The following is a 24,415-nucleotide window of genomic DNA, read 5'->3' as shown; positions in this document are numbered from 1 at the left end:
CATCGGGGCCTTCATCGCGAACCCCCACTGGAAGATTCCGGCGGCGTGCGTGCTGCTGGTCGCGGCGGTGAGCCTGCCGCGCGTGGCGGTGCCGCGCCACACGTCGAGCTGGCTCGTGACGTTCGACATCACGCAAAGCATGGACACCGAGGACGTGTCGCTCGACGGTGTGCCGATGAGCCGGCTGGCGTTTGCGCGCGGCGCGACGCGCGATGCGCTGTGGCAATTGCCATGCGGGTCGAAAGTGGGCTGGGGCGCGTTCACGGGGCAGCGTACGATGCTGCTGCTGCCCCCTGTGGAGGTTTGCGCCAACTACGATGCGCTGCTCGCGTCGCTCGAGCGCATCGACGGACGCATGCGCTGGGCCAACTGGAGCCGCATTGCGGAAGGCGGCGTTTATTCGGCGGTGCGCGCGGCGCAGGACCTCGGCCATGGCACGGCCGTGATATTCGTGACCGACGGGCAAGAAGCGCCCCCCGTGCTGAGGGCCGACGCGCTCACACGCGACATCAATCCGGGGCGCGTGCAAGGCTGGCTGATCGGCATCGGCGGCGACCAGGCCGTGCCGATTCCCCGCACCGATGAGGCCGGCCATCGCATGGGCTACTGGCGTGCCGAGGACGTGATCCAGATACCGGAGCAGGATCGCGCAGCGAACGCCGCGCCGAGCCACGAGGAGCTATCGGCGTTGCAGGCGCATTACCTGGAGTCGGTCGCCGGGCAGATCGGCTTGCGCTACCGCCGTCTCACGGGCGCGGGCTCCTTGCGCGATGCGATGCTCGATGCACGGCTGGCGCACCGTGAGCCGGTGCCGACGGATTTGCGCGGTTTCCCGGCGTTGCTGGCATTGCTGCTGCTCGTCTGGCGCTTCCTGCCGGCCTGGTGGAGTCGTCGCGGGCCGCCCCCTGTGCCGCGGAAATGAAAATGGCGCGGCAGGCATGATGGGCCCTGCGGCGCGAGGCCGCTACAAAGCGGCTGGGAACCGACCATCGAACCGGCGCCGATTGTCTCCACGGACAGGCGATGTCGTGCCCCCGCGCTGCTCATCCCGTGGACGAGTCGCCTGCAACCGGCAACGAAACGGAGAGCACCAATCCCTGCCCGGGTGCTGTCTGTATCCACAGTTCGCCGCCGAGCGCCGCTGCGCGTTCACGCATGCCAGGCAGACCAAGCGAGTTCCGTGCAGGGCGCTTGTCGTTCGGACAGCCCCGACCGTTGCTGTGCTGCCGCCCGCGCAATTAAGGAGACCACGGGAAGGTAATAGGCCGTGCCGCCATTCAGGGATACTGCGGTCGGATCGCAAAAGGGAAGCAGTTAACTCCAGAGTTAAAGTTTTATGGTTCCCCGACCAGCCATCGCGCCGCCCCGCCAGCCTTATTGTCGCAGCAAGGCCATCATCGCGCCGAAACCAACGAACACCCCGCCCGTCACGCGGTTAAACGCCTTTGCCACGCGGCGGCTCTTGAGCGTGGCGCCGATACGCGTGCCGAAACCTGCGTAGACGAGATACCAGCTCACTTCGCACACGGCGAAGGTTGCAACGAGCACGCCGAACTGCGGCAGCACCGGTCGGGTCGCGTCGATGAACTGCGGCAGGAGCGCTGCCGCAAAAAGGATCGCCTTCGGGTTGCTGCCGCCGACGAAAAAGCCGTTGCGATAGAGCGCGAGCGGCGAGCGCACGGGGCGCGCGGCCGCACGCTCGGCGACGCCGGCGGCTGCCTCGGGCACGGGCGCGCGCCACGCCTTGATGCCCAGGTACACGAGGTACGCAGCGCCGATGAAGCGCAGCGCGTTAAACATGGTCGGCCACGCTTGCAGGAACACGCCGAGCCCGGCCGCCGAAACGGCCAGCATCAGAACCAGTGCGCAAAGGCAGCCGGCCATGGTCGCGCTCGTGCGGCGCAATCCGTACTGCGCGCCGTGCGACATGATGAGCAGCATGTTGGGACCGGGGATGGCGCAGACGACGAAGACGGTGACGAGGAACAGCCACCAGGTATGCAGATTCATTGCAGCGGCGAGATCAAATAGGGCTGGAAAACGGCGAAAGGGCGATTATGCCAGCGGACGACGCGAGCCTGGCCGCGGCCCGCAGGCCAGGGCGATCTGGTGCCCGGTGAGAATGCGCGGCTGGAAAAAGAAAAGCCCGCAGCGAATGCGGGCTTGAACCATGCCAATGGAGACATGGAGGAGACGTCTTCACTATAGTCAAACAATTGACGCATCGCAATATGTCTTTGTATATGGCATCGTTAATCATTGTCAGATTAATGAGTTAGTGATTGATGCGGCCATCGAGCAGGCACACAATGAGGCGGCGCGCTCACTGGATGGAAGATGCGGCGCACGGGAGGCGAGACATCGCCTCGTCAGCCCGGAGCGGGTTTCAACTGGAGGGGTGAAATGGGCATTCTGGACAAGGTGGGTGAAATTGCCGGTGCGGTTGCCGCTGTGGAAGGCGCTGAGAAGCTCGATCCGAACGCAGGCTTTCTGACCAAGGCAGCCGCCGCGGTTGCCGGTTTCGAGGGCGCCAAGGAAGTCGAGCAGCTAGTCGAGAAGAAGGAAGACGAAAAGCCCGCCGACGACAATACCGCGCAGCCCGCGGATGGATCGGATCAGCAGACGTGAGCGCATTGCGGCGCGCATGACGGTTTAACCGGGAAGTCGGGCGCGCATCGCTTCGTTTGGCTGTGCGTAGTTTCGCGTAGTTTTGTATCGTTCGATGCGCGATTGGCACGGGCAGGCAATACAGGCAGTACAGATACAGGAAAGCCGCGGCTGGATCAGCCGCGGCTTTTTCATGGGTTCGCGGGGCGGGGCGCTAGCGGCCAGAGGCCGGCGGCGCGCGATAAACGAAGCCGAGCGCGATCACCGCAACGGTGAAGCCGAGGACAACGAGGCACACGCCGCCCCAGCGCGCCGAGGCCCACGCCGCGCCGGCCATGAGCGCGCCGGCCGCGCCGCCGATGAAGAACATCCCCACGAAAATTGCGTTGAGCCGGCCGCGCGCGGCGGGGTTGAGCAGGTTGATCGCGCGCCGTCCGAGCGTCTGGTCGGCGATGACGCCGGCATCGAGCGCCGCTGCGCCCACGACGAGCAGGCCGAGCGCCAGCGCGGGATGCGCGGCGGGCGAGAAGCCGCCCCAGCCCGCGCCCGCCACGCCCAGCAGCGCGACCGCGCCGAGCATCGTCGCGTGCGCGGCGTATTGCACCGCGCGCCCCGCGCCATGATCGCCCAGCCGGCCCGCGAGCGGCGTGACGATCGCGCCGCTCGCGCCCGCCAGCGCAAACGCGGCAATGCCGTTCATGCCGAGCGAAAACGGCGGCTGGGAAAGCAGCAAGGCGACCGCGGTCCAGAATGCAGAGAAGGCTCCCAGGGCAAGCGCTGCAAGGAAGGCGCTGCGCCGTAGCACGCGCTCGGTGCGCAGCAACGTCCAGAGTGAATAAAGCAGATCGGCATAGCGCGCAGTCACGCTCGGCATGCGGCGCGGCGTATGCAGAAAGAGGACCACCGCGAGCAGGGCATCCGCCACCGCTTCGATGCCGTAGAACGCGCGCCAGCCCAGCGTTCCCGCAATCAGGCTCGCGAGCGGCCGTGACAGCAGAATCCCCAGCATCAGGCCGCTCATCACGTTGCCGACGGCCCGCCCGCGCTGGCTTGCGGGCGCCATCGAGGCGGCCATCGGCACGAGCATCTGGATGACGCTCGAGGTTGCACCCGCGAGGAACGCCGCGGCGAGAAAGAGCGGGCCCGAGCGCGCCAGCGCCGCGAGGGCCAGAAAGACGGAGCACGCAAGCAGCGTGCGGAAAATCAGCCGCCGGTTCTCGAGCAGATCGCACAGCGGAACGAGCAGCAGCAGACCGGCCGCGTAGCCGAGCTGCGGCAGCATGGCGACCGCGCCGACGAATTGCGGGCGCAACTGCAGCGAATGGCTCACGAGCCCGGCAAGCGGCTGGGCCGCAGACAGATTGACGACGATCACGCCGACGGCAGCGGCGAAGAACAGTGTCATCGGCAGCGTGAGTGTGGCGTGATCGGCGTGATCGGTGTGACTGGCGCGGCTCGTGCGGGCGGCTTCGCGCGCCATCACATGCTTACAGGTTTCAGCAGGGTGCTCCATCGACGGGCTCCGCAACGTGGCAAGTCCCGGTATCGTAGGGAGCGTTGCGTTATGCGACAATTGAATTATCGCGATAATCTTTATGCGGAGTTATTGTGAACACCCGGGATCTGGAAGCCTTCGTGGCGGTGGTCGAAAGCGGCTCGCTCGTGCGGGCGTCGGAGCGGCTGTTCCTCACGCAGCCGGGCCTCACGCGCCGCGTGCAGAGCCTGGAGACGACGCTCGGCATCGAGCTTCTGGACCGCCAGAGCAAGCCCCTCAAGCCCACGGCCGCGGGCAACGAGGTGTACGGCCTCGCGCGCTCGGTCCTGCGCGCGGTCGATGACCTGATGTCGGTCGCCTCGCCGCAGAGCGAGCCGGCCGGCGAACTCAAGCTCGGCGTACCGCCGTTTCTCTCGGAGCTGGCGCTCGAACAGCCCGTCGATCGACTGCGAAGCGAGTTTCCCAAACTGACGCTGCGCGTAAAGGCGGGCTGGTCGCCTGGGCTTCTCGACGAGGTCGAGCGCGCGCGACTCGATGCGGCGGTGATCCTGCTGCCCGCCGCGGTGATGCCGCCGGAGGGCGTGGTCGCGACCCAGCTCGGTTACACGCCGACCCTCGTTGTCGCGGCGCGCTCGTTTGGTTTGCCCGACGCGCCCACCACGCTTGCCGCGCTTGCACACCATCCGTGGGTGCTGAACCAGGACGGCTGCGGGATGCGCTCGGCGCTCAGCCGCGCCATGGGCATGGCGGGTCTGCCGTTCAACGTCGCGGTCGAGGCCTTCGGCTCGGAACTGCAGCTTTCGCTGGTCGCGCGCGGCATGGGCATCGGGCTCGCCGCGCCGCAGGCCCTCGCGCGCAGCCCGCTGCGCGACCAGTTGCAGATCATCGACGCGACCGACTTCCGCTCGGGCCTGAATGTGTGGCTCGTGCACGGGGCGCTGCCGGGGCGTCTCGTGCGGCCGGTCGCGCTGATCCGCGATGCGCTGGCCAACAGGCTGGCGACGGCTGAAGCGGCATGACGGCGTAGCGTCACGCGTTCAGGCGTGGGCGCCGCTGCCGATGGCGTCGAGTTCGGCGAGCACTGCGTCGCCCAGTTCGAACTGCGCGGCCGCCACGTTCTCGCGCAGGTGCGCAAGCGTGGAGGTGCCCGGAATCAGCAGGATGTTGGGCGAGCGCCGCAGGAGCCACGCCAGCGCGAGCGCCATCGGCGTGACTTCGAGGCGCGCGGCAACGGACGAAAGCGCCGACGACTGAATCGGCGTAAAGCCGCCGAGCGGAAAGAACGGCACGTAGGCAATGCCTTGCGCGGCCAGGGCGTCGATCAGCGCGTCGTCGTCGCGGTGCACGAGGTTGTAGTGGTTCTGCACGCACACGATCGGCACGAGGCGCTGCGCCGCCGCGATTTGCGCGGCGGTCGCGTTGGACATGCCGACGTGGCGCACGAGGCCGCGTTCGCGCAGCCGGGCAAGCGCCTCGACCTGCTTTTCGACGGGGCCTTCGGACGGCTTGTGGACGTCGCCCATGATGCGCAGGTTGACCACGTCGAGCGCTTCGAGACCCAGGTTGCGCAGGTTATCGAGCACGGCGCGCTCGATGTCGGCGGGCTCCAGTGCCGGCAGCCAGGCGCCCTTGTCGTCGCGCACGGCGCCCACCTTCGTGACGATCGTGAGGTTCGGCGCATACGGATGCAGCGCCTCGCGGATGATCTGGTTCGTCACGTGCGGGCCGTAGAAGTCGCTCGTATCGATATGGTCGACGCCCAGCGCGATCGCCTCGCGCAGCACCGCGACGGCTTGCGCGCGGTCTTTCGGGGGGCCGAACACGCCGGGGCCTGCCAGTTGCATGGCGCCGTAGCCCATGCGGTTCACGTGGCGGCCGGCCAGTTCATAGGTGGTTGCGGGTTGGCGGTTCGGCATGACGTACTCCTCGGTTGATGAATGTCCGCAGTATGGGCGGCTTCGAATTGTTCGATAATCCCGTCTGATCAGAACAGGCTGTGCGGGAAATCGAACAGTGCGGGGTGAACCATGCTGATGGAAATGAACGATCTGGCCGCTTTCGTTTCGGTGGCGCGCGCGGGCGGCTTTCGCGATGCGGCGCGCGTGGGCGGCGTTTCGGCGTCGAGCCTGAGTGCCGCGGTGCGCAGGCTGGAGGCGAAGCTCGGGCTGCGCCTGTTGAACCGCACCACGCGCAGCGTCGCGCCGACCGAGGCGGGGCAGCGTCTGCTCGAATCGATCACGCCGCTTTTCAGCGAGATGGAAGCGGCGCTCGACGTGCTCAACGGCTACCGCGAAAAGCCGGCGGGCACGCTCAAGCTCAATGTGCCCGCGAGCGCGGCGCGCACCATCCTGCCGGGCGTGCTCGCGCCGTTTCATCGCGCGTATCCCGAGATTCGCGTCGAGGTGGTGGTGGAGGACGGTTTCGTCGACGTGCTGCAGATCGGCTGCGATGCCGGGATCCGCTACGACGAGCGGCTCGAGCAGGACATGATCGCGCTTCCCATCGGTCCGCGCGTCGAGCGCTTCGCGGCGGTCGCCTCGCCCGCGTATCTTGCGGCGCGCGGGCGGCCTGCACACCCGCGCGAGCTGCTCGACCACGCTTGTCTGCGGGTGCAGTTCGCGGGCGGCGCGATGCCGCTCTGGCATTTCGAGCGCGACGGCGAAGTGCTGCGCCTCGACCCGCCCACGCCGCTCGTCGTGCGTCCCGGTGCGGCACTCGATCTGCTGATCAACATGGCGCTCGACGGCGTCGGCATCGTGTACCTGTTCGAAGAGATGTTGCTGCCGCATATCCGCAGCGGCGCGCTCGTGCGCCTGCTCGAGGACTGGGACGTGTCGTTTCCGGGGCCGTTTCTCTACTACCCTGGGCGGCGGCACCTGCCGGCGCCGCTGCGCGCGTTCGTCGACTTCGTCAAGGCGAATGCGCAAGACGATTCGGTGCTACGCAGGAGTGGTTAGGGCGTCGCGCCTGAACGCCGTCCTGGACGCGCTTGATGACGCCTAGCGGCGCTTCATGCCGTACTCGATGAACGTGCGGCACAGCAATTCCATGCCTTTCGCGTCTTCTTCGTCGAAGCGCGCGAGATGCGGGCTGTCCACGTCCCATACGCCGATCAGCTCGCCGTCCGGCGTGACGAGGGGCACGACGATTTCCGACTGCGAAGCCGAATCGCACGCAATGTGTCCCGCGAATGCGTGCACGTCGGGCACCACCTGCGTTTGGTGCGTGGCCGCCGCCGTGCCGCATACGCCCTTGCCCAGGGGAATGCGCACGCAGGCCGGTTTGCCCTGGAACGGACCGACTACGAGTTCGGTGCCGTCGAACGAATAAAAGCCCGCCCAGTTCAGGCCTTCGAGCGAATGAAACACGAGCGAAGTGAAGTTCGCCGCGTTCGCGATGACGTCGGTTTCGCCTTCGATCAGCGAGCGCGCCTGCGCCGCCAGCGATTCGTAGAGGGCGGATTTGTCGGAGGGAAGGGTGTCGGAAAGCGAGAACATAAGTCGGTCGATCAGGATATGCGCCGTTCCAGTGAAGGGCGCGGTGGAGCCAACCGGGAGTTTAGGCGAGATCGGGCATCGGCAGGAAATCGCCGGGCGCTGGATGTGGCGCATCCATGGACCGGAACGCGCCCTCGTGCGATTATTCACGTTTCGTGTTGAATCGATCCACGCCTGCAGGGCTGGTCGCCGGCGGGTTTTCGGGCATGCTGGCGCATCAGGACAGATTCAGGCACAGAAACGGAGAACGCAACATGAGCAGGACATTCAGAATCGCCGCCATTGCTGGCGACGGCATTGGTCAGGAAGTGATGCCCGAGGGCGTGCGCGTCGTCGAGGCTGCGGCCGCGAAGTTCGGCCTGAAGCTCGAATTTACCCATTTCGACTGGGCAAGCTGCGACTACTACCTGCAGCACGGCAAGATGATGCCCGACGACTGGTTCGCCACGCTCAAGGGTTTCGACGCGATCTACTTCGGCGCAGTCGGCTGGCCCGACAAGGTGCCCGATCACATTTCGCTGTGGGGCTCGCTGCTGAAGTTCCGCCGCGAGTTCGACCAGTACGTGAACCTGCGCCCGGTGCGTCTGTTGCCCGGCGTGCCGTGTCCGCTCGCCAACCGCAAGCCCGGCGACATCGACTTTCTCGTGGTGCGCGAGAACACCGAGGGCGAGTACAGCTCGGTGGGCGGCAAGATGTTCGAAGGCACCGAGCGCGAGTTCGTGCTGCAGGAGTCGGTGTTCACGCGCCACGGCGTGGACCGCATTCTCAAGTACGCATTCGAACTCGCGAACCAGCGCGGCCGGAAGAAACTCACGGCGGCCACGAAGTCCAACGGCATCTCGATCAGCATGCCGTACTGGGACGAGCGCGTGGCCGCGATGGGCGAGGCGTATCCCGGCGTGAAGTGGGACAAGCAGCACATCGATATTCTGTGCGCGCGTTTCGTGCTGCAGCCGGACCGCTTCGACGTGGTCGTCGCGTCTAACCTCTTCGGCGACATTCTTTCGGACCTCGGCCCTGCGTGCACGGGCACGATCGGTCTGGCGGCTTCGGCGAACCTGAATCCCGAGCGCAAGTTTCCCTCGTTGTTCGAGCCGGTGCACGGCTCTGCGCCCGACATCTTTGGCAAGCAGATCGCCAACCCCATCGCGATGATCTGGTCGGGCGCGATGATGCTCGACTTCCTCGGCAACGGCGACGCGCAGTACAAGGCCGCGCACGACGCGATCATGCAGGCCGTCGAGAAGGTGCTGGTGGAAGGCCCGCGCACGCCCGACATGGGCGGCACGGCCAACACGACTGAGCTGGGCGCAGCGGTAGCCGCCGCGCTGTGACGCACATGCCCGACGCACCGAAAGCGCCGAAATCCGTCGCGTCGCCGGAGCTCGACGACTTGCGCGTGTTTTGCATGGTCGCGCGCAAGGCGAGCTTCAGTGCGGCAGCCGAAGCGCTTGCGGCGTCGCCGGCCTATGTGAGCAAGCGCGTGGGCGTGCTCGAGGCGCGCCTCGGCACGCGCCTGCTGCACCGCTCGACGCGGCGCGTCGCGATGACGGAGGCGGGCGAGCGCGTCTACGCGTCGGCGGGCAAGATTCTCGACGACGTCGAGCGGCTCATCGATGACGTCTCCACGACACGGCGCATTCCGCGCGGCACGTTGCGCGTATCGAGCAGCTTCGGCTTTGGCCGCAATTTCGTGGCGCCCGCGCTCGCGGGACTTTCCGAGCGGTATCCGCAACTGAGCGTGCGGCTCGAACTGTTCGACCGGCTTGTCGATGTCGCGGGCGAGGGCTTCGACCTCGACGTGCGTATCGGCGACGAGATCGCCGGCCATCTGATCGCGCGGCGTCTCGCCACGAACTATCGCGTGCTCTGCGCCGCGCCCGCGTATCTCGCGCGGCGCGGCGCGCCTCAAGAGGTCGCCGATCTCGCCGGACACGCGTGTCTCGCGATCAAGGAACGCGATCATCCGTTCGGCGTCTGGCGCCTGAACGCGCACGGCGAAACGGTTTCGGTGAAGGTGGCGGGGCCGCTTTCGACCAATCACGGCGAGGTGGCGGTGCAGTGGGCGCTGGCGGGCCGCGGCATCGTGCTGCGCTCGATGTGGGATGTCGCACCATTGCTGGAGAGCGGACGCCTGCAGCGCGTGCTGCCCGGCGTGACGCAACCGGCCAACGTCTGGGCCGTGTACCCGGCGCGTCTCGCGCAGTCAGCGAAGGTGCGCGTGTGCGTGAATCATCTGGAGGAAACGTTCGCGCGCATCGGCATCGCGGCGCCTGCAAACGAGGACGAGAGCGGGCGCTGAACGGGGCCGCGGCACCGGACCCGGGTTCGATCAGCTATGGCACCGTCGAGCGCCACGAAGGCCGGTTGACGGCGCGCAATGCATCCGCTGAGGGCGCGGTGTTCACGGTCGAAATGCCGCAACTGGGCCCCGAGACGTGAGCGGCCGCCTCGGCCTGCGCTTACGCAATGAAAGGTCGATACGGTATCGGACAGTCGATTGAGATTAATCGCGAAATAATTATTTTCCTCTTTGGAAAAAGAAGCCTATTTATCTTTATAAATAGAAATGATGGATCGGCATTCGCCGCGAATTATTTCGCCAAATGCGATATTCGAATTATGGCGAATATTGAAAAGATGCAATGCGATAATTCGTATTTATTCTCTCCATCTCTATTGTTAGCATGATTACGCATCGTTATCAGGCGAAACGATGATGTTTTCCCCCGCTTAACCTCCTGCAACCTCGCATGGAGGTTTTTTTTCGCACCGCTTGCTGCCTTTGCCGCGTTGCGGCCGTTGGCGTGGTAGCGAAAGAAGCGTCGGTCCGGCTTTCGAAATGCCGATGATCAACCGGGGACCGGATGCAAAAGCAAAAAAGAAAGAGGAAGAAATTGAAAGAAGGAAGGCTTCGGCTTGGGGTGCTGTTTGCCGTGCTGTGCGCGAGCGCGACGTCTGCATATGCTGGGCAATGGGGTGTTCAATTCGCCGGCGGCGTGGCGGATCACGATGTTCGCAAAGCCGATCTCGGTATTGTTTGGGACCCGGGGCTGAGTTGGTGGGAAATTGGCGGTTATCATTTCACTGTGGTGGGGGAAGCGCATGCCGCCTACTGGGATATTCAGGAAAAACCGGGCTCGCATCCGGACATCTGGGAATTCGGGCTCACGCCGGTGTTTCGCTTCATCAAGAGTTCCGGCTATGTCCGGCCATTCGTCGAAGCCGGCGTGGGCGTGCGACTGCTTTCTCACGTGGATGAAACGCCGGACCGTAGCTTCTCGTCTTCGTTTCAGTTCGCCGACATGGTGGGCGTGGGCGCGCAGTTCGGGGCGCATCAGAACTACCAGGCCGGTTTCCGCTTTCAGCATTTGTCGAACGCGGGTTTGAAGCACCCCAACCCAGGCATCAACTTCAGCCAGGTATATTTTCAGTACAACTTCTGATTGTGTTGTCGTAGATACCCGGTGCCGAAGCGTTACCGATGCGGTTAGAAACGGGTGCGCAACCCGGCCGTCGCCACCACCTGATTCGCAGTGGAGGACGCACCGCCCGCCGTGTTGATGAACGCGACGTACTGCTTGCCGCTCACATGCTGGTACATGGTTTCGGCGTAGACATCGGTTTGCTTCGAAAGCGAGTAGATCACCTGTGCGTTGACCTGATTCCACTTCGGGTCGGCTCCATAGGTCGCGCTGTCGGTCACATGGCCGTCCGTGTAGGCGTAGGCGATGCCGAGCTTCAGCGCCGGGGTTAGCGCGTAGCGGCCGTTCAGTTCGAAGTTGTCGAAGCGGACCGTGCCGTTTGCCGAGCCGAACGACTTCGTGCCCTGGTACTGGCTGTGGGAATACACGAAGCCGAGCACGGCCGGACCCACCGTGTAGTTGATGCCGGCGGCGACGACGCGCTGCACGTCGGCGCCGAGCAGGAAACCGGCCGTGCCGTTGGCCGTGGACTCCGCCGTGTCGATCGCGCCGGTCGTGTTCGTGCTGTTCGAGCCGTTAATCTGGAGATAGCTGGCCGCCACTTTCAGCGGTCCATTCCCATAGCTCGCGCCCACGCTGTATGCACGGTTCGCACTGAAGTCGGTGCTGTTCGAGAAGGCATATAGTCCGCCGAACTTGAAGCCGCCGATATTCGGACTATTGAATTTGACGGCGTTGTTGATGCGGACCGAGTAGTCGAGATTGTCGTTGTCGAACGGATGGGAAAAGCCGGTCTTGCCGAACGTCGACGCCACTTCGGACAAGGGCGCGACGAAATCGACGCCAGAGTCGTACTGGCGGCCGAGCGTGAATGTCCCGTAGCTGGCGCTATCGAGGCCCACATAAGACTGACGCCCGAAAAAGCGGTTGTTTTGCCCCATCTTGCCGTTCTGGACGTTGAAGCCGCTTTCCAGCACGAAGACCGCATGCAGGCCGCCGCCAAGATCTTCGCTGCCGCGCACGCCGAACTGGCTGCCGTTGATGTTGCCGCTCGTGGCCTGGACGAGCGAGCCCGTGCTCGTTCCTTTTTTCACGTTGTTCGTGTACATGAGACCGGCGTCAATCAGACCGTACAGCGTGACGGAATTCTGTGCGTGGGCGAGTGGCGCGAGCAGGCTGCTTGTGACCGCCGCGCCCAGGAGAAACTTCTTTGACAAGGCTGACTCCGGGAAAAATGAGAGCACCGCGAGGTGTGCGAAATGCAAGGGCGATCATAGGAGCGGGTGGATTTCAGGCGAAACGATCTCTTGTCATATCGAAATCGATGCCGCTGCTTTGGGGATTGAAGAAGGGGAGAGACTGGCTATTGACCTGGCAATGCGAAATAAAATGAAGCGAGGATGAGGGGAGACGAGAAAGCCTTGTCGTACGGTGCTTTTGGCGCGCCAGTAGATCGCTATAGGAGCGAGGAAATCATGCCGACAATCCGGCTTGCCGACGCATCGCAGCCGGTCGCCGAAATTCGATTCCTCAGCGCTCTGGAAGAGTCTCTTGCAGTTTTTGGCTGAAAGCCGTCGCGTCGAGCCTGCTTTGGCCGTCCTGGCCGCGGACTTCGCGCGCGGCAACGGCGCCTTCGCTGCCGACTACCGCGGCGTGACCAACGCGGCGACAGGCGCTGTCGACAGGATCGGCCGCACTAACAATGTCGGTGTGGCGGTCGGCATGCGGCAAATGTTCTGACTATTGCGCGGCATTCACGCCAATGCCGCATCGCACGAACGCAGCCACAGCGTGAGCGCTTCGTGCGGCATTGGTTTTGCGTAGAGAAAACCCTGCAATTCATCGCAGCCGATGCGGCGCAACGCGTTGGCTTCGTGTTCGTGCTCGACGCCTTCCGCCACCACCCGCAGGCCGAGTTCGTGGCCGAGTTCGACGATCGCGCGAATCACGGCGAGATCGGAAGGCTCGTTGAGCCGGCCGTGCACGAACGCGCGATCGATCTTGAGCCGGTCGAGCGGGTAGCGGTGCAGATAGCTGAGACTCGAATATCCCGTGCCGAAATCGTCGAGCGACAGCTTGACGCCCAGCGCGCGGATCTTCTTGATAGCGTCGAGATAATGACCGACGCTTTCCATCAGCACGGTCTCCGTGATTTCGAGCTCGAGCCGGCCCGGTTCCACGCCATGCGCCTCGAGCGTATCGCGCAGATGAGTGACGAGCCGTTCGTCGTCGCGCAACTGGATGGCCGAGAGATTGATCGATACGCGCATGTCGGGCAAACCGGCTTCGCGCCAGCGCGCGATCTGGCGGCACGCCTCCTCGATCACCCACGCGCCGATCGGCAGGATTAGCCGCGTTTCCTCGGCGATGGGAATGAACTCCGACGGCTGGACGAGGCCAAGATCGGGATGTTGCCAACGCAACAAAGCCTCGACGCTCATCAGTTCTCCCGTCGATGCATCCACGCAAGGCTGGTACGCAAGCCACAGTTCATTGCGCTCGACCGCCGTGCGCAAGCGCGCTTCCAGTTCGAGGCGATGCCGCGTGTTTTCGGCCATGTCGGGCGAGAAGAACTTCACGAGATTGCGGCCGCTCGACTTCGCACGATACATGGCGGCGTCGGCGTTTTGCATCAGCGCTTCGATCGTCGCGCCGTCGTCGGGATACATGGCGATGCCGATGCTGCACGCGACCTGCAGGGTCATGCCGCCGATCGAGTGGGGCTCGCGCATGAGCGGCAGCAGCCGTTCGTCGATGAGCCGTGCCACGTCGGCGCTGCCGCCTACGCCCGAGAGCAGCACCGTGAATTCGTCGCCGCCGAGCCGGCTCACGGTGTCGCCCGCTCGCACGGATTGCAGCAGACGCCGCGACACCGAGCGCAAGAGTCCGTCGCCCGCGTGGTGGCCGAGCGTATCGTTGATGTCCTTGAAGCGGTCGAGGTCGATGAAAAGCACGGCTACACGGCCATTTGTCTGGCGCACGTCCTCGATGGCCGCACCGACGCGCCTCGTGAAGAGCGCGCGATTGGGCAACTCCGTGAGCACGTCGTGTTCGGCGAGAAACTGGATGCGCGCCTCGCTCTTCTTGCGGTCGGTGATGTCGATGAGCGTGCAGATATAGTGCGAGACGCTTGCGCGTTTGTCGCGCACGGCGCTGATCATGAGCCACGCGGGATAGTCGCCGCCCGCCCGCCGGCGCACGACGGCTTCGCCGTTCCAGACGCTCGAAATGTCGACGAGCGCGGTCAGTTGCGGCATCAACGGCTCGCCGTTCGGCGACGCCAGCACGAAATCGGGTAGCGTGCCGCACACGTCTTCGGCGCGATAGCCCGTGGCGCGATAGAACGAGGCGTTCGCAGCGAGCAGACGCCGGTTCCCGTCGAGAATCAGAATCGCCTCCGACGAAGCCTCGAACACCTTCGCCCATAGTTCGAGCCGCTGCTCCATGAGCTTGATCTGGTTGATCGGCGTAAAGGCGGTCAACACGGCGTCGCGGCCCTGAAACGTGAGGTGGCGCGCCGAGAGCATGGCCCATGTGGGTTCTTCGCTACCCATCCAGCGCACTTCGAACTCGTCCACGGCGTCACGATCGGAAAGCTGCTGGAAAAAACGCGCGCGCACCGCGGAATCGAGGCCCAACGCCCACGGGTCGGACGTGCAGCCATTGAGCCAGTAAAGGGCAGGGCGATTCGCGTGCAGCACCTCATGGCCCGGCACGGCCGTGACCATCATCGGCACAGGCGTCGCTTCGACGAGCGCATGCTGCGCCTGCGAGGCGCGCGCCGTGGCCGCGAGTTCCTTCTGCACGTCGCGCTCGCGATCGAGCTGCACGAGCATGTCGTTGAACCCCAGCACGAGCTGGCCGATCTCGTCCTGGCTGCGCCATGTGGCGCGCACGCCGTGGTCGCCCGTGCGGCGCACGGTGTCCATCACGCGCGCAAGCTCGCGCAGCGGCCGCGAGATCTGTTGGGCCACGAGATAGACCATCGACAGAATTCCGCACAACAGAAAGAGCGCGGTGCCCAGATGGAGCCACATGCGCGAGAAGAGGCCGCGTACGCGCGCATGCAGCAGCGTGTCGAGTTCGGCCCCCGTGGCGCGCCAGGCCTCGCCCACGCGCGCGACGAGCGCCTCGTGCGCGGCCTGTGCGGCCGCGCGGCTCGTGGCGTTGCCGCCGGACTGCGCGACCACCGTGCGCGCCGCCTCGCGATATGCCTCTAGCGCGTCGAGCAGATTCGCGACCGGCGCGGCGAGCGCCCGCTTCACGTCCTTGTTGGCGGCGGCCGCTTCGGCGAAATCGGAACGCAAGCCTTGCGCGACGGCGTCGAGCTGGCCTTCGAGCACGAGATAGCGCGTGCTCAGATCGCGGCGCGCGGGCGCACTGTCCGCGCCCACGCCGCCTTCGCGCAAACCTTGGCCGATGCCGTTCGCGGCGTCGAGCAGTGCCGGATAGCGCAGGATCGACAGCGACATCGAGTAGTAGCTGTCCAGATCGGGGTCGAGGATCAGGTTGGACTGATTGCCCACACGCGTGATGAGCTCGCGGCAAGCGTCGAGCGCCGCGCGCACGACCTCGGGCGCAGGCGGATAGGCCGCGTGTGCGGCGGCCGCGAGCGCGCCGAGTGCTCCACGCGCGCGTGCGTTCAGCTCGCTGCTCTCCAGGTTCGCGCCATATTGCGCTTCGGCGCTCGCGAGCGCGGACGTCAGGCGGGCGACCTGCTGTGTGTCGACATGACCGTCGGCGCCGCTTTGGGCGACGTCGATCAACACGTCTCGCAACGTGCCGAGATACGCATTGCCGATGATCTCTTTCTGTGAGAAGTCGATTGAAATATATTTTTCGTGAATCAGGATGCCGCTGATATACACCACCGCACTCAGATCGAGCAGATAGATCAGCAGCAGCTTGCGCCCGACACGCAAGCGCCCGAGCAAGCGAAGAAACGGATTGTGTTTCATCGGACGCGCCAAAACGACACCGGAAATTGCGCCATCTTCATGACCGAACAAACGGCGCGACTGAGAGCAAGCGGCTCACGCCGGAGCGCACTTGACTCTTGCGTAACGGCAACAGGTTACGGCAACTTTAACGTGCCAAAATCAATTCACTGCGTTGATGCGCGCTTGCTTCGGCGTGGTGCCCGGGTGCACCAAATGTGGCCGGATTGTGGGGCGAATTCGCGATCGCGATTCTTTTCCGTCGCGCGGGCTCCTTTGATAAGCTTTCCGACCATGCCCGACATCAAGCCGAACATGACGCTGGAACAAAGCCTCGCGATTGCGCCGGACGCCGCGCTTTCGCGGGCGGATCGCGTCTACTACACGCTGCGCGACGAAATCTTCGACATGCACCTCCTGCCGGGCGACCGGCTCACGGAAGGCGCCATCGCGGAGCGCTTCGCGGTTTCCCGCACGCCCGCGCGCGAAGCATTGCAGCGCCTGCAAAGCGATGGCCTGATGCAGGGCTACGTGCGCGGCGGCTGGGAAGTCGTGCCGATCGACAACAAGCGCTTCGACGACCTTTACGAAATGCGCCAGATGATCGAAACCTTCGCGGTGCGCAAGCTCTGCAACGGCGAAGCGCCGCAAGCGGGGCTCCATCTTCTGCTCGATGCGCTCGATCGCGTCTGGAAGGTCGGCCGCACGCAGCGCATTACCGATGGCCGCAAGCTCGTCGAACTCGACGAAGCGCTGCATCACGCGCTGGTCGAGGCCGCGGGCAACGACGAACTGACCTCGACGATGCGGCGCGTGACCGACCGCATCCGCGTCGTGCGCCGCCTCGATCTCGTGCACGGCGACGGCATTGCCGAAACCTACGAGGAGCATGCGGCCATTCTCGACGCCATTCGCCGTGGCGACAGCGCGTTGAGCGTCGAACTCGTCTCGCGTCACATCGGCGGCAGCCAGGCCAGCGTGAACGGTCTCACCATGCAGCGGTTGATCGCGGCACGCACCGAGCCGGGGCGCAAAGCCACGGTTGCGGCACCGGCGCGGCCTCGGCGCACCATCTGACGGCATGGCACGCCGCCGCAGCACGTCGCGTGCCGTGGCGCTGAAAACCTTGCCCAGCAAGCCTTACCAGGGTTTTTACGAGGTACTGGCACGGATCTGGCTTTGACGAATTTCGTTGTATACAAGGAAACGTCAATGCCTCTGGAAGTCTCCGCAGCAAACGCGCACGGCGCGGCCAGCACACTCAACCCCACACGCGGTTCGCGCGGCATGGCGGTCGCGCCGCATGCGCTTGCGTCGCAAAGCGCGCTCGCCGTCCTGCGCGAAGGCGGCAACGCGGTCGAAGCGATGATCGCCGCCGCTGCGACCATCGCGGTGGTCTATCCGCACATGAACAGCATCGGCGGGGACGGCTTCTGGCTGATCTCGCGCCCGGGCCACGCACCCATCGGCATCGAGGCGTGCGGCGCGGCGGCGATGCGTGCGGACATCGACACGTATCGCTCGCTCGGTCTCGCCGCGGTTCCGGCGCGCGGCCCGCTCGCGGCCAACACGGTCGCGGGCACGGTCTCCGGGTGGGACTTCGCGCAGCGCTTCTCGCAAGACGCGCTCGGCGGGCGGATGCCCGTCGCACGCCTGCTCGAAGACGCCATTCACTACGCGAGGCACGGCGTTCCGGTCACACGCAGCCACGCCGACTGCGTCGCGGGCAAAGGCGGCGAACTGCAAGGCGTGCCCGGCTTCGCGCAGACCTTCATGCCCGACTCGCGCGCGCCGCAAACCGGCGAGCGCTTCTGCAACGCGCGTCTTGCCGCGACGCTGCAACAACTCGCCGACGCCGGACTCGACGACTTCTATCGCGGCGATCTCGCACGCAGCATCGCAAGCGACCTGGCGTCGCTGGAAACGCTCGTCACGCTGGAAGACCTCGAGCGCCACCGCGCCCGCGAACGCACGCCGCTTGCGCTCAAGCACACGCTCGGCACCGTGTACAACATGCCGCCGCCCACGCAGGGTCTCGTGTCGCTGCTGATTCTCGGCGTGCTGGATCGCGTGCTGGCAGACGGCATGGATCCGCTCGGCCCCGAGTTCGTGCACGCGTGCGTTGAAGCGACCAAGCTCGCCTTCAAGGTGCGCGACGCGCATGTGACCGATCCCGACCACATGCGCATCGACGCGGTCGCACAACTCGAACCTGCCGCGCTCGACGCGCTGGCACGGCAGGTGTCGATGTCGCGCGCCGCGCCGTGGGGGCAGGGCCGCGGCCCCGGCGACACGGTCTGGATGGGCGTGATCGATCGCGACGGCGTGGCCGTCAGCTTCATCCAGAGCATCTATCACGAGTTCGGCAGCGGCATCGTGCTGCCGAACTCGGGCATCAACTGGCAGAACCGCGGCTGTAGTTTTTCGCTCGACGCGTCGTCGCTCAATCCGCTCATGCCGGGCCGCCGTCCTTTCCACACGCTCAATCCGGCGCTCGCCCAGTTCGCCGACGGGCGCACGATGGTCTACGGCAACATGGGCGGCGACGGCCAGCCCCAGTCGCAAAGCGCGGTGTTCTCGCGCATCGCGAACTTCGGCTGGAATCCGCAGGCCGCGATCGACGCGCCGCGCTGGCTGCTCGGCCGCACCTGGGGCCAGTCCACCGATTCGTTGAAGCTCGAAGCGCGCTTCCCCGCGCAGACCGTCGACGCATTGCGCGCGCTCGGCCACGACGTGGAAGTGCTCGCCGCCTACGACGAAGCGATGGGCCACGCCGGGGCAATCGTTCGTTATCCAGACGGATTGTTCGAAGCCGGCCACGATCCGCGCAGCGACGGCGCCGCCGCAGGCTGGTAGCGCACACGGGCGCAGCAGCACCCGCAGCACGCAACTGAAGCTGTCTCACCATCCGGTCCGGCATTGCGCCGGACTGGAGGGAGATTTTCGTCCTTTTAATTCCGTATCAAAACGGGGAATGCATATGAACACACGCATCCAGACGCTGCAAGACCATGCGGCCGCCAATGCGCCCGCCGTGGCCGCGCACAATCGCTGGCTTCAGCTTGGTCTGGGCCTGCTCTGCATGATGGCGATTTCCAGCCCGCAATATGTGTGGACGCTCCTGACCAAACCGTTGTCGGCGAAGCTCGGCGTACCGCTGCCCGAATTGCAGGTGACGTTCTCGTTGCTCATCATCCTGCAGACGTTCTTTTCGCCGTTTCAGGGCAAGCTGATCGACCGCTTCGGACCGCGCCTGCTGATCTCGCTCGGCACGGTGATGTCGGGCCTGAGCTGGGTGCTGGCATCAATGGTCACGAGCACGTCGATGCTGTATCTCACGTACGGTCTCGTCGGCGGGCTGGGCACGGGCATCGTCTACGTTGGCGTGGTCGGCCTCATGGTGCGCTGGTTCCCCGATCGCCGCGGCTTTGCGGCGGGCGCGGTGGCGGCGGGTTACGGCATGGGCGCCATCGTCACGACCTTTCCGATCTCGGCTTCGCTCGCGTCGCGCGGCCTCGACGCCACCCTGTGGATCTTTGGCATCGCCTTCGCCGTCGTGGGCTTTCTTGCCTCGCAGGGCTTGCGCGTGCCGCGTGATGTCCCGCCGGCGCAGACGTCTGCGCCCGCGCCGGCGGCATCGGGCGTGCCGAACCTGCGTCCCTCGCAGATGATGCGCTCGCCGCTTTTCTGGCTCATGTTCGCGATGATGACGATGATGTCCACGTCGGGCCTCATGGTCACCTCGCAGATGGCGACCTTTGCCGCCGACTTCGGCATCACGAAGGTCGTCGTGTTCGGCATGGCGGCACTGCCGCTCGCGCTCACCATCGACCGCTTCACCAATGGCCTTACGCGTCCGCTGTTCGGCTGGGTGTCGGACCGCTTCGGGCGCGAAAACACCATGTTCTTCGCCTTCGCGCTCGAAGGCGTCGCCATGGCGCTGTGGCTCCTGACGCGCGAGAACGCCGTATTGTTCGTGCTGCTCTCGGGCGTGGTCTTCTTCGGCTGGGGCGAGATCTTCTCGCTCTTTCCTTCCACGCTGACGGACACGTTCGGCACGCGCCATGCCACGGAGAACTACGGCTGGCTGTACATTTCGCAGGGCATCGGCTCGATCTTCGGCGGACCGCTTGCCGCGCTGCTGCATCTGCATGCGGGAAGCTGGGTCCCGGTGTTCAGCGTGGCGATCGCGCTGGACATCCTCACCGCGGTGCTGGCGATGTTCGTGCTCAAGCCGATGCGCGCGCGCTTCCTTCAGAAGGCGGCGGGCATGTCGTATATCGGTGCGAGAATGCACGAATAGCAAGCCTGGCAAACATATGTGGTGCACCACATATTTGCGGCATGTTCGGATGATCGGCCTGCGCGGCCATGGCATCGGGGCTCCGGCGACAAAACAAGATCGTTGGCATACCACTTGCATGATCCAGGGTGAATCGTGAGTACCAGGACGAATTATCGATTCGACGGTCATCATCCAACACCTAAGGGGTTCTTCATGCCAGTCCGTCTCACCCGCCGCGTTCCCGGTCAGTCGAAACAGCGCACCACGGTCATGCTCCTGCGCGCCGGCGCGCTCGCACTTGTCGCCACCTTCAGCATCAGCCATGCGAGCTACGGGGCCAGCATCGAGGAAATCAAGGCGCGCGGCTATCTGAGCGTCGCGACCGAGGATGACTACAATCCGTTCGAGTTCGTCGATAACGGCAAGAACACCGGCTACGACAACGAACTGCTCGCGCTGGTGCGAAAGAAAATCGGGGTCGACGTGAAGCAGCAGGTCATGCCGTGGTCCGGCATCCTCCCGGGCGTGACGACCGGCAAGTACGACATGGCGCTCACGGCCGTGCTCGTCACCGACGAGCGCAAGAAGACCTTCGACTTCGCTTCGCCAACCTGCGAGGCCGTCACGTTCTATGCCACGCGCAAGGGCTCGCCGATCAAGACGCCGGACGACCTCGTCGGCAAGGTCGTCGGCGCGGAAACGGGCAGCGCCATGCTCGCGGACCTCAAACTCTTCGACGAGCAGCTGAAGAAGAGGCACGGCGGCAACGGCCTCAAGCAGATCGTCGAATATCAGTCGTATCCGGAGGCCTATCAGGACCTCGGCCTCGGCCGCGTCGACGCCGTCGCCAACACGCAGATCAGCCTGAACTCGCTCGTGAAGACGCACCCCGACGCGTTCACGGTCGGGCAGGCAATCGGCAAGCCGACCTACATTGCGTGGGCCGTGAAAAAGGGCAACACCGACGTGCTGAAGATGGTCGACTCCGCGCTGCTCGAGTTGCGCAAGAGCGGCGAGATGTATCAGCTTCAGCAGAAGTGGCTCGGCGCGAGCTACAAAGACATGCCGCAGTCCGTCAACTGACATCTGAACGCCTTTGCGATTGTGCATCGATGAACGCCTTCGATTACTGGAGCATCGCTCAGGGCGCGCTGGCGACCGTGGTTCTTTCGGTCGCCAGCATCGTGGCCGGCGTGCCGCTGGGCCTCGCGCTCGCGCTTGTCCGCTGGGCGCGCGTGCCGTTTCTCCACCGCCTCGTGGTCGCTTACGTGAGTCTCATCCGCTCGTGCCCCGCCGTGACGCTCACGCTGCTGATCTTCTTCGCGCTGCCGCAGTTCGGCATCTCGCTCGACCCCACACCCGCCGCGATTCTCGCGCTCACCATCAGCACCGCCGCATTCAACTGCGAAATCTGGCGCGCGGCGCTCATGAACTTTCCCCGCGATCAATACGATGCCGCTCTGGCTTTTGCCATGCCGCGCAGCCTGCGCTTTCGCCGCATCGTGATGCCGCAGATCTGGCGGGCGAGCCTGCCCGGCCTCGTCAACGAGATGACCTTGCAGATCAAGTCGACGCCCGCGGTGGCGGTCATCGGCATCGTCGAGATCACGCGCGCGGCCCTGCGTGTCGGCGCGCGCACGTATGATCCGCTGCCGCCTTTCGCTTTTGCGCTGGTCATTTACGGGCTGATCGTGTTCGTGCTCATCAAGGCTCAGCGTATGATCGAGCGCCGCCAACCCCTGGAGGCCCGCGCGTGACGGAGAACTTTCTGATCATCTGGCAACAGCGCGCGGACGTGTTGTCGGGCCTGTTCGACACGCTCGGCCTGCTCGCGGTGGCGGCCGTCGCGTCGCTGGTTCTGGGCGCGCTGCTCACGCCCGCGCTGATGTCGAGACGCCCGGCGATTGCGCGGCTTGCCATGCTCTATGTGGACGCCATGCGCTGCGCGCCTTTCCTGTTGTTTGTCTATCTGATCTATTTCGGCCTCCCGACGGCAGGCATTCGCATGTCGAACTGGTGGGCGGGCGCCGTCGCGTTGGTCCTCTACAACACGGCCTACATGGCGGAGTTGTTGCGCGGCGCCTGGGCCGGCTTGCCCACGCCGATGATCGAAGCCGCGCGGGCCTATGGCTTTCACGGGTTCGGGCTGGTCCGGCGCATCATCCTGCCGCAGGTCTTTACAGTCGCCTTGCCGATGATCGGCAATCAACTCGTGCAGATCGTCAAGGACAGCGCGTTCCTCACGGTAATCGCGGTTGACGAGCTCACGCACCAGATGAACGGTATTCAGGCCACTTATTTCATCCCGTTCGCCGCGTTCATCACGGCTGTGCTGCTGTACTGGGCCATCTGCCTCGTGATCGAAGGCGGCAGCGGCTTGCTGTCGAGATTCGCCGAGGAACGCAGAGCATGAATATTTCGAACGATGTCCCGTCCGCCATCATTCGCGCCGCCGTTATGGAACATGCCGACGCGCAACCGGTGCTGCGGCTCAACGGCATTTCGAAGTCGTTCGGCGAGAACCACGTGCTGCGCGACGTGTCGCTCACCGTGCACAAGGGCGAGACCGTCTGTCTGCTCGGGCCTTCGGGTTGCGGAAAGTCCACGCTGCTGCGCTGCGTGAACTGGCTCGAAGTGCCCGACGCGGGCACGGTCCACGTGTCCAGCCAGCGCATGGGCGTGCGCGAAGGCTCGTCGATCAAGATGAGCGACGCCGAGCTTGCGCGCTCGCGCGCGCGCATCGGCATGGTGTTTCAGCATTTCGCGCTGTGGCCGCATTTGACGGTCTTGCAGAACGTCATGGAAGCGCCGCTGCACGTGCTCGGACGTCCGCGTGAAGAGGTGCGCGAGGAAGCCCGCCGTCTGCTGGAGCGCGTCGGGCTCGCGGGGAAGATGGATGCGTTTCCCTCGCGTCTGTCGGGCGGTCAAAAACAGCGCGTGGGCATTGCGCGGGCGCTGGCGATGAAGCCCGACATCCTGCTGTTCGACGAGCCGACCAGCGCGCTCGACCCGATGCTCGTCGGCGAAGTGCTGAATGTGATGCGCTCGCTCGCGCAGGAAGGCGCGACCATGGTGATCGTCACGCACGAGATGGAGTTCGCGCGACAGGTGGCGAGCCGCGTCGTCTTCATGGATGCGGGCGAGGTGATCGAGAGTGCGCCGCCCGAGCGCTTCTTCAGTGCGCCGCAGACGCCTCGCGCGCGGCAGTTTCTGGCGCGTTTTCGTTCGCCGCGCGAGGCCCTCGGCGATTGGAGCGGGGCGCCCATGCCTGCCTGAAGCGCACGCTCGTCGCCGCGTCCGGGGCGCGGCGACGAGCGTTGCCTGGATCATTGCGGCGCGGCCATGTCGGCGGCCTGCTTCACTTCACCGTCCTTGTATTTGCCCCACGTTTGCGCGAGTTCGTTCATCGAGCGCGGATCGCAGTCGTATTCGGGCAGCGTGTCGGGGTCCCAGTGACCGAAGCGGTCGGTGCCGCGTACGAGTGTCGCGCGCCGGCGGCCCGTAGCCGAGCGCACATGCGCGGGCACATAGAAGAATGCAAAGCCGATGCGCCTGTCGTCCGAGCGGTTGGGCAGCGAACTGTGCGCGGTCCGCTCGTGATGCATCGAAAACTCGCCGGGTTGCAGCGGCATCTCCATGGCGAGCGCCTCGTCGATACCGACAAGCGTTTGGCCCTTCGCCAGCATGTTGTCCTTCGCATAGGTCTCGACGTGCTTCAGATCCGGGCCGCGATGCGAGGCCGGTAACACGCGCAGCACGCCGTTGACGGAATTCGCGGGCGTGAGCGCGACCCAGACGGTCACTTCCTCGTGCGGCGTGAGCCCGAAGTAGGTCGAATCCTGATGCCACGACACGTAGCGAGGATCGCGGCCGTTCTTCGCGAATATCGACGCGCCGAACAGCATGATGTCCGGCCCGATGAGATCCTCGACCGCGTCGAGAATGGCAGGATGGCGCGCGAGTTCGACGATTGCCGGCAAGGCCAGGTGGCCCTTGATCTTCAAGGTCTTGTTGACGTCCTCGCCGGAGGCGGCCTCGTATTGCTCGATAACGCGGCGATACGCCGTTGCCTCTTGCGCGCTGATCGCCCGCATCGGAAAGACATAGCCATTCTGTTTGAAATGCGCCACCTGCGCATCCGTCAAGTGCTTCGTCATAACGTTCCTCTG

At 65.0% G+C, this 24,415-nt stretch carries 22 protein-coding genes; 15 read left to right on the top strand and 7 right to left on the bottom strand.

What is annotated here, in order from left to right:
- Position 1: 1 nt before the first annotated feature.
- Entirely contained in the window at positions 2-922 is a 921-nt protein-coding gene (locus BHE01S_RS22610; protein WP_042268002.1) for a vWA domain-containing protein, read from the top strand.
- A gap of 452 nt (positions 923-1,374) precedes the next feature.
- On the opposite strand, the gene BHE01S_RS22605 is transcribed toward BHE01S_RS22610, so the two are convergent.
- The gene (locus BHE01S_RS22605) at positions 1,375-2,010 is read right to left on the bottom strand and encodes a LysE family translocator (RefSeq protein WP_042267873.1); all 636 of its coding nucleotides are present in this window, start codon (positions 2,008-2,010) and stop codon (positions 1,375-1,377) included.
- A gap of 393 nt (positions 2,011-2,403) precedes the next feature.
- Here BHE01S_RS22605 and BHE01S_RS22600 point away from each other — a divergent pair, with 393 nt between their 5' ends.
- Positions 2,404-2,628, top strand: a complete 225-nt coding sequence (locus BHE01S_RS22600; RefSeq protein ID WP_028205419.1) for a hypothetical protein — start codon at positions 2,404-2,406, stop codon at positions 2,626-2,628.
- Positions 2,629-2,821: 193 nt separating this feature from the next.
- Here BHE01S_RS22600 and BHE01S_RS22595 read toward each other — a convergent pair whose 3' ends face one another.
- Positions 2,822-4,120 carry an MFS transporter gene (locus tag BHE01S_RS22595; RefSeq protein WP_042267871.1) on the bottom strand — a complete coding sequence of 433 codons (1,299 nt, stop codon included), beginning with the start codon at positions 4,118-4,120 and terminating at the stop codon, positions 2,822-2,824.
- A 95-nt stretch (positions 4,121-4,215) separates the two neighbouring features.
- Between BHE01S_RS22595 and BHE01S_RS22590 the strand changes: the two genes are divergently transcribed.
- Positions 4,216-5,121, top strand: a complete 906-nt coding sequence (locus BHE01S_RS22590; RefSeq protein WP_042267869.1) for a LysR family transcriptional regulator — start codon at positions 4,216-4,218, stop codon at positions 5,119-5,121.
- Positions 5,122-5,139: 18 nt separating this feature from the next.
- Here the strand turns inward: BHE01S_RS22590 and BHE01S_RS22585 are convergent, their stop codons facing one another.
- Complete coding sequence (locus tag BHE01S_RS22585; RefSeq protein ID WP_042267865.1) at positions 5,140-6,018, bottom strand: aldo/keto reductase family oxidoreductase; 879 nt, start codon at positions 6,016-6,018, stop codon at positions 5,140-5,142.
- 117 nt (positions 6,019-6,135) lie between these two features.
- On the opposite strand from BHE01S_RS22585, the gene BHE01S_RS22580 reads away from it, so the two are divergent.
- Positions 6,136-7,059: a LysR family transcriptional regulator gene (locus BHE01S_RS22580; RefSeq protein ID WP_042267999.1), complete on the top strand. Its 924-nt coding sequence runs from the start codon at positions 6,136-6,138 to the stop codon at positions 7,057-7,059.
- 42 nt (positions 7,060-7,101) lie between these two features.
- Here BHE01S_RS22580 and BHE01S_RS22575 read toward each other — a convergent pair whose 3' ends face one another.
- A complete protein-coding gene (locus BHE01S_RS22575) occupies positions 7,102-7,599 on the bottom strand; it encodes a GAF domain-containing protein (RefSeq protein WP_042267863.1) in 498 nt (165 codons plus the stop codon).
- Between the two features lie 254 nt (positions 7,600-7,853).
- On the opposite strand from BHE01S_RS22575, the gene BHE01S_RS22570 reads away from it, so the two are divergent.
- The 3 genes from BHE01S_RS22570 to BHE01S_RS22560 all read left to right on the top strand — a co-directional run bounded on the left by BHE01S_RS22570 (position 7,854) and on the right by BHE01S_RS22560 (position 11,045).
- Entirely contained in the window at positions 7,854-8,933 is a 1,080-nt protein-coding gene (locus BHE01S_RS22570; RefSeq protein ID WP_042267997.1) for a tartrate dehydrogenase, read from the top strand.
- 5 nt (positions 8,934-8,938) lie between these two features.
- Positions 8,939-9,901: a LysR substrate-binding domain-containing protein gene (locus BHE01S_RS22565; RefSeq protein ID WP_042267861.1), complete on the top strand. Its 963-nt coding sequence runs from the start codon at positions 8,939-8,941 to the stop codon at positions 9,899-9,901.
- Positions 9,902-10,466: 565 nt separating this feature from the next.
- On the top strand, positions 10,467-11,045 hold the full coding sequence (locus BHE01S_RS22560) for an acyloxyacyl hydrolase (RefSeq protein ID WP_084069118.1): 579 nt from the start codon (positions 10,467-10,469) through the stop codon (positions 11,043-11,045).
- A gap of 44 nt (positions 11,046-11,089) precedes the next feature.
- On the opposite strand, the gene BHE01S_RS22555 is transcribed toward BHE01S_RS22560, so the two are convergent.
- Positions 11,090-12,241 carry a porin gene (locus BHE01S_RS22555; RefSeq protein ID WP_042267993.1) on the bottom strand — a complete coding sequence of 384 codons (1,152 nt, stop codon included), beginning with the start codon at positions 12,239-12,241 and terminating at the stop codon, positions 11,090-11,092.
- A gap of 334 nt (positions 12,242-12,575) precedes the next feature.
- Between BHE01S_RS22555 and BHE01S_RS37990 the strand changes: the two genes are divergently transcribed.
- Positions 12,576-12,764, top strand: coding sequence for a hypothetical protein (locus tag BHE01S_RS37990; protein ID WP_245639832.1), 189 nt, complete (start codon positions 12,576-12,578; stop codon positions 12,762-12,764).
- Positions 12,765-12,778: 14 nt separating this feature from the next.
- Here BHE01S_RS37990 and BHE01S_RS22545 read toward each other — a convergent pair whose 3' ends face one another.
- Complete coding sequence (locus tag BHE01S_RS22545; RefSeq protein WP_042267857.1) at positions 12,779-15,982, bottom strand: EAL domain-containing protein; 3,204 nt, start codon at positions 15,980-15,982, stop codon at positions 12,779-12,781.
- A 273-nt stretch (positions 15,983-16,255) separates the two neighbouring features.
- Between BHE01S_RS22545 and BHE01S_RS22540 the strand changes: the two genes are divergently transcribed.
- The 7 genes from BHE01S_RS22540 to BHE01S_RS22510 all read left to right on the top strand — a co-directional run bounded on the left by BHE01S_RS22540 (position 16,256) and on the right by BHE01S_RS22510 (position 23,522).
- On the top strand, positions 16,256-17,038 hold the full coding sequence (locus BHE01S_RS22540) for a GntR family transcriptional regulator (protein ID WP_042267853.1): 783 nt from the start codon (positions 16,256-16,258) through the stop codon (positions 17,036-17,038).
- A gap of 135 nt (positions 17,039-17,173) precedes the next feature.
- The gene (locus tag BHE01S_RS22535) at positions 17,174-18,817 is read left to right on the top strand and encodes a gamma-glutamyltransferase family protein (protein ID WP_042267852.1); all 1,644 of its coding nucleotides are present in this window, start codon (positions 17,174-17,176) and stop codon (positions 18,815-18,817) included.
- A gap of 124 nt (positions 18,818-18,941) precedes the next feature.
- Positions 18,942-20,264, top strand: a complete 1,323-nt coding sequence (oxlT, locus tag BHE01S_RS22530) for an oxalate/formate MFS antiporter (RefSeq protein ID WP_042267991.1) — start codon at positions 18,942-18,944, stop codon at positions 20,262-20,264.
- A gap of 195 nt (positions 20,265-20,459) precedes the next feature.
- Positions 20,460-21,329, top strand: coding sequence for a transporter substrate-binding domain-containing protein (locus BHE01S_RS22525; RefSeq protein ID WP_042267849.1), 870 nt, complete (start codon positions 20,460-20,462; stop codon positions 21,327-21,329).
- A 29-nt stretch (positions 21,330-21,358) separates the two neighbouring features.
- A complete protein-coding gene (locus BHE01S_RS22520) occupies positions 21,359-22,003 on the top strand; it encodes an amino acid ABC transporter permease (RefSeq protein WP_042267847.1) in 645 nt (214 codons plus the stop codon).
- Positions 22,000-22,659, top strand: coding sequence for an amino acid ABC transporter permease (locus tag BHE01S_RS22515; protein WP_042267845.1), 660 nt, complete (start codon positions 22,000-22,002; stop codon positions 22,657-22,659). Before BHE01S_RS22520 ends, BHE01S_RS22515 begins: the two co-directional genes overlap by 4 nt.
- Positions 22,656-23,522 (top strand): amino acid ABC transporter ATP-binding protein, encoded by an 867-nt coding sequence (locus tag BHE01S_RS22510; protein WP_084069116.1) that lies wholly within the window; start codon positions 22,656-22,658, stop codon positions 23,520-23,522. Before BHE01S_RS22515 ends, BHE01S_RS22510 begins: the two co-directional genes overlap by 4 nt.
- 50 nt (positions 23,523-23,572) lie before the next feature.
- Here the strand turns inward: BHE01S_RS22510 and BHE01S_RS22505 are convergent, their stop codons facing one another.
- The gene (locus BHE01S_RS22505) at positions 23,573-24,403 is read right to left on the bottom strand and encodes a phytanoyl-CoA dioxygenase family protein (protein ID WP_042267843.1); all 831 of its coding nucleotides are present in this window, start codon (positions 24,401-24,403) and stop codon (positions 23,573-23,575) included.
- Between the last annotated feature and the right edge of the window lie 12 nt (positions 24,404-24,415).

Origin of the sequence: Paraburkholderia heleia NBRC 101817, assembly GCF_000739775.1 — a bacterium.
GTDB lineage: Bacteria > Pseudomonadota > Gammaproteobacteria > Burkholderiales > Burkholderiaceae > Paraburkholderia > Paraburkholderia heleia.
The sequence above is the reverse complement of the archived record's forward strand: the minus strand, read 5'-3'. Positions and strand labels throughout refer to the sequence as shown.

What these genes read in the sequence shown, in the direction of transcription:
- BHE01S_RS22505 (WP_042267843.1), bottom strand. Translation starts at nt 24,403, where the DNA reads ATGACGAAGCACTTGACGGATGCGCAGGTGGCGCATTTCAAACAGAAT.
- BHE01S_RS22570 (WP_042267997.1), top strand. Translation starts at nt 7,854, where the DNA reads ATGAGCAGGACATTCAGAATCGCCGCCATTGCTGGCGACGGCATTGGT.
- BHE01S_RS22605 (WP_042267873.1), bottom strand. Translation starts at nt 2,010, where the DNA reads ATGAATCTGCATACCTGGTGGCTGTTCCTCGTCACCGTCTTCGTCGTC.
- BHE01S_RS22535 (WP_042267852.1), top strand. Translation starts at nt 17,174, where the DNA reads ATGCCTCTGGAAGTCTCCGCAGCAAACGCGCACGGCGCGGCCAGCACA.
- BHE01S_RS22575 (WP_042267863.1), bottom strand. Translation starts at nt 7,599, where the DNA reads ATGTTCTCGCTTTCCGACACCCTTCCCTCCGACAAATCCGCCCTCTAC.
- BHE01S_RS22585 (WP_042267865.1), bottom strand. Translation starts at nt 6,018, where the DNA reads ATGCCGAACCGCCAACCCGCAACCACCTATGAACTGGCCGGCCGCCAC.
- BHE01S_RS22565 (WP_042267861.1), top strand. Translation starts at nt 8,939, where the DNA reads ATGCCCGACGCACCGAAAGCGCCGAAATCCGTCGCGTCGCCGGAGCTC.
- BHE01S_RS22540 (WP_042267853.1), top strand. Translation starts at nt 16,256, where the DNA reads ATGCCCGACATCAAGCCGAACATGACGCTGGAACAAAGCCTCGCGATT.
- BHE01S_RS22595 (WP_042267871.1), bottom strand. Translation starts at nt 4,120, where the DNA reads ATGGAGCACCCTGCTGAAACCTGTAAGCATGTGATGGCGCGCGAAGCC.
- BHE01S_RS22600 (WP_028205419.1), top strand. Translation starts at nt 2,404, where the DNA reads ATGGGCATTCTGGACAAGGTGGGTGAAATTGCCGGTGCGGTTGCCGCT.
- BHE01S_RS22510 (WP_084069116.1), top strand. Translation starts at nt 22,656, where the DNA reads ATGAATATTTCGAACGATGTCCCGTCCGCCATCATTCGCGCCGCCGTT.
- BHE01S_RS22525 (WP_042267849.1), top strand. Translation starts at nt 20,460, where the DNA reads ATGCCAGTCCGTCTCACCCGCCGCGTTCCCGGTCAGTCGAAACAGCGC.
- BHE01S_RS22545 (WP_042267857.1), bottom strand. Translation starts at nt 15,982, where the DNA reads ATGAAACACAATCCGTTTCTTCGCTTGCTCGGGCGCTTGCGTGTCGGG.
- oxlT (WP_042267991.1), top strand. Translation starts at nt 18,942, where the DNA reads ATGAACACACGCATCCAGACGCTGCAAGACCATGCGGCCGCCAATGCG.
- BHE01S_RS22520 (WP_042267847.1), top strand. Translation starts at nt 21,359, where the DNA reads ATGAACGCCTTCGATTACTGGAGCATCGCTCAGGGCGCGCTGGCGACC.
- BHE01S_RS22580 (WP_042267999.1), top strand. Translation starts at nt 6,136, where the DNA reads ATGGAAATGAACGATCTGGCCGCTTTCGTTTCGGTGGCGCGCGCGGGC.
- BHE01S_RS22560 (WP_084069118.1), top strand. Translation starts at nt 10,467, where the DNA reads ATGCAAAAGCAAAAAAGAAAGAGGAAGAAATTGAAAGAAGGAAGGCTT.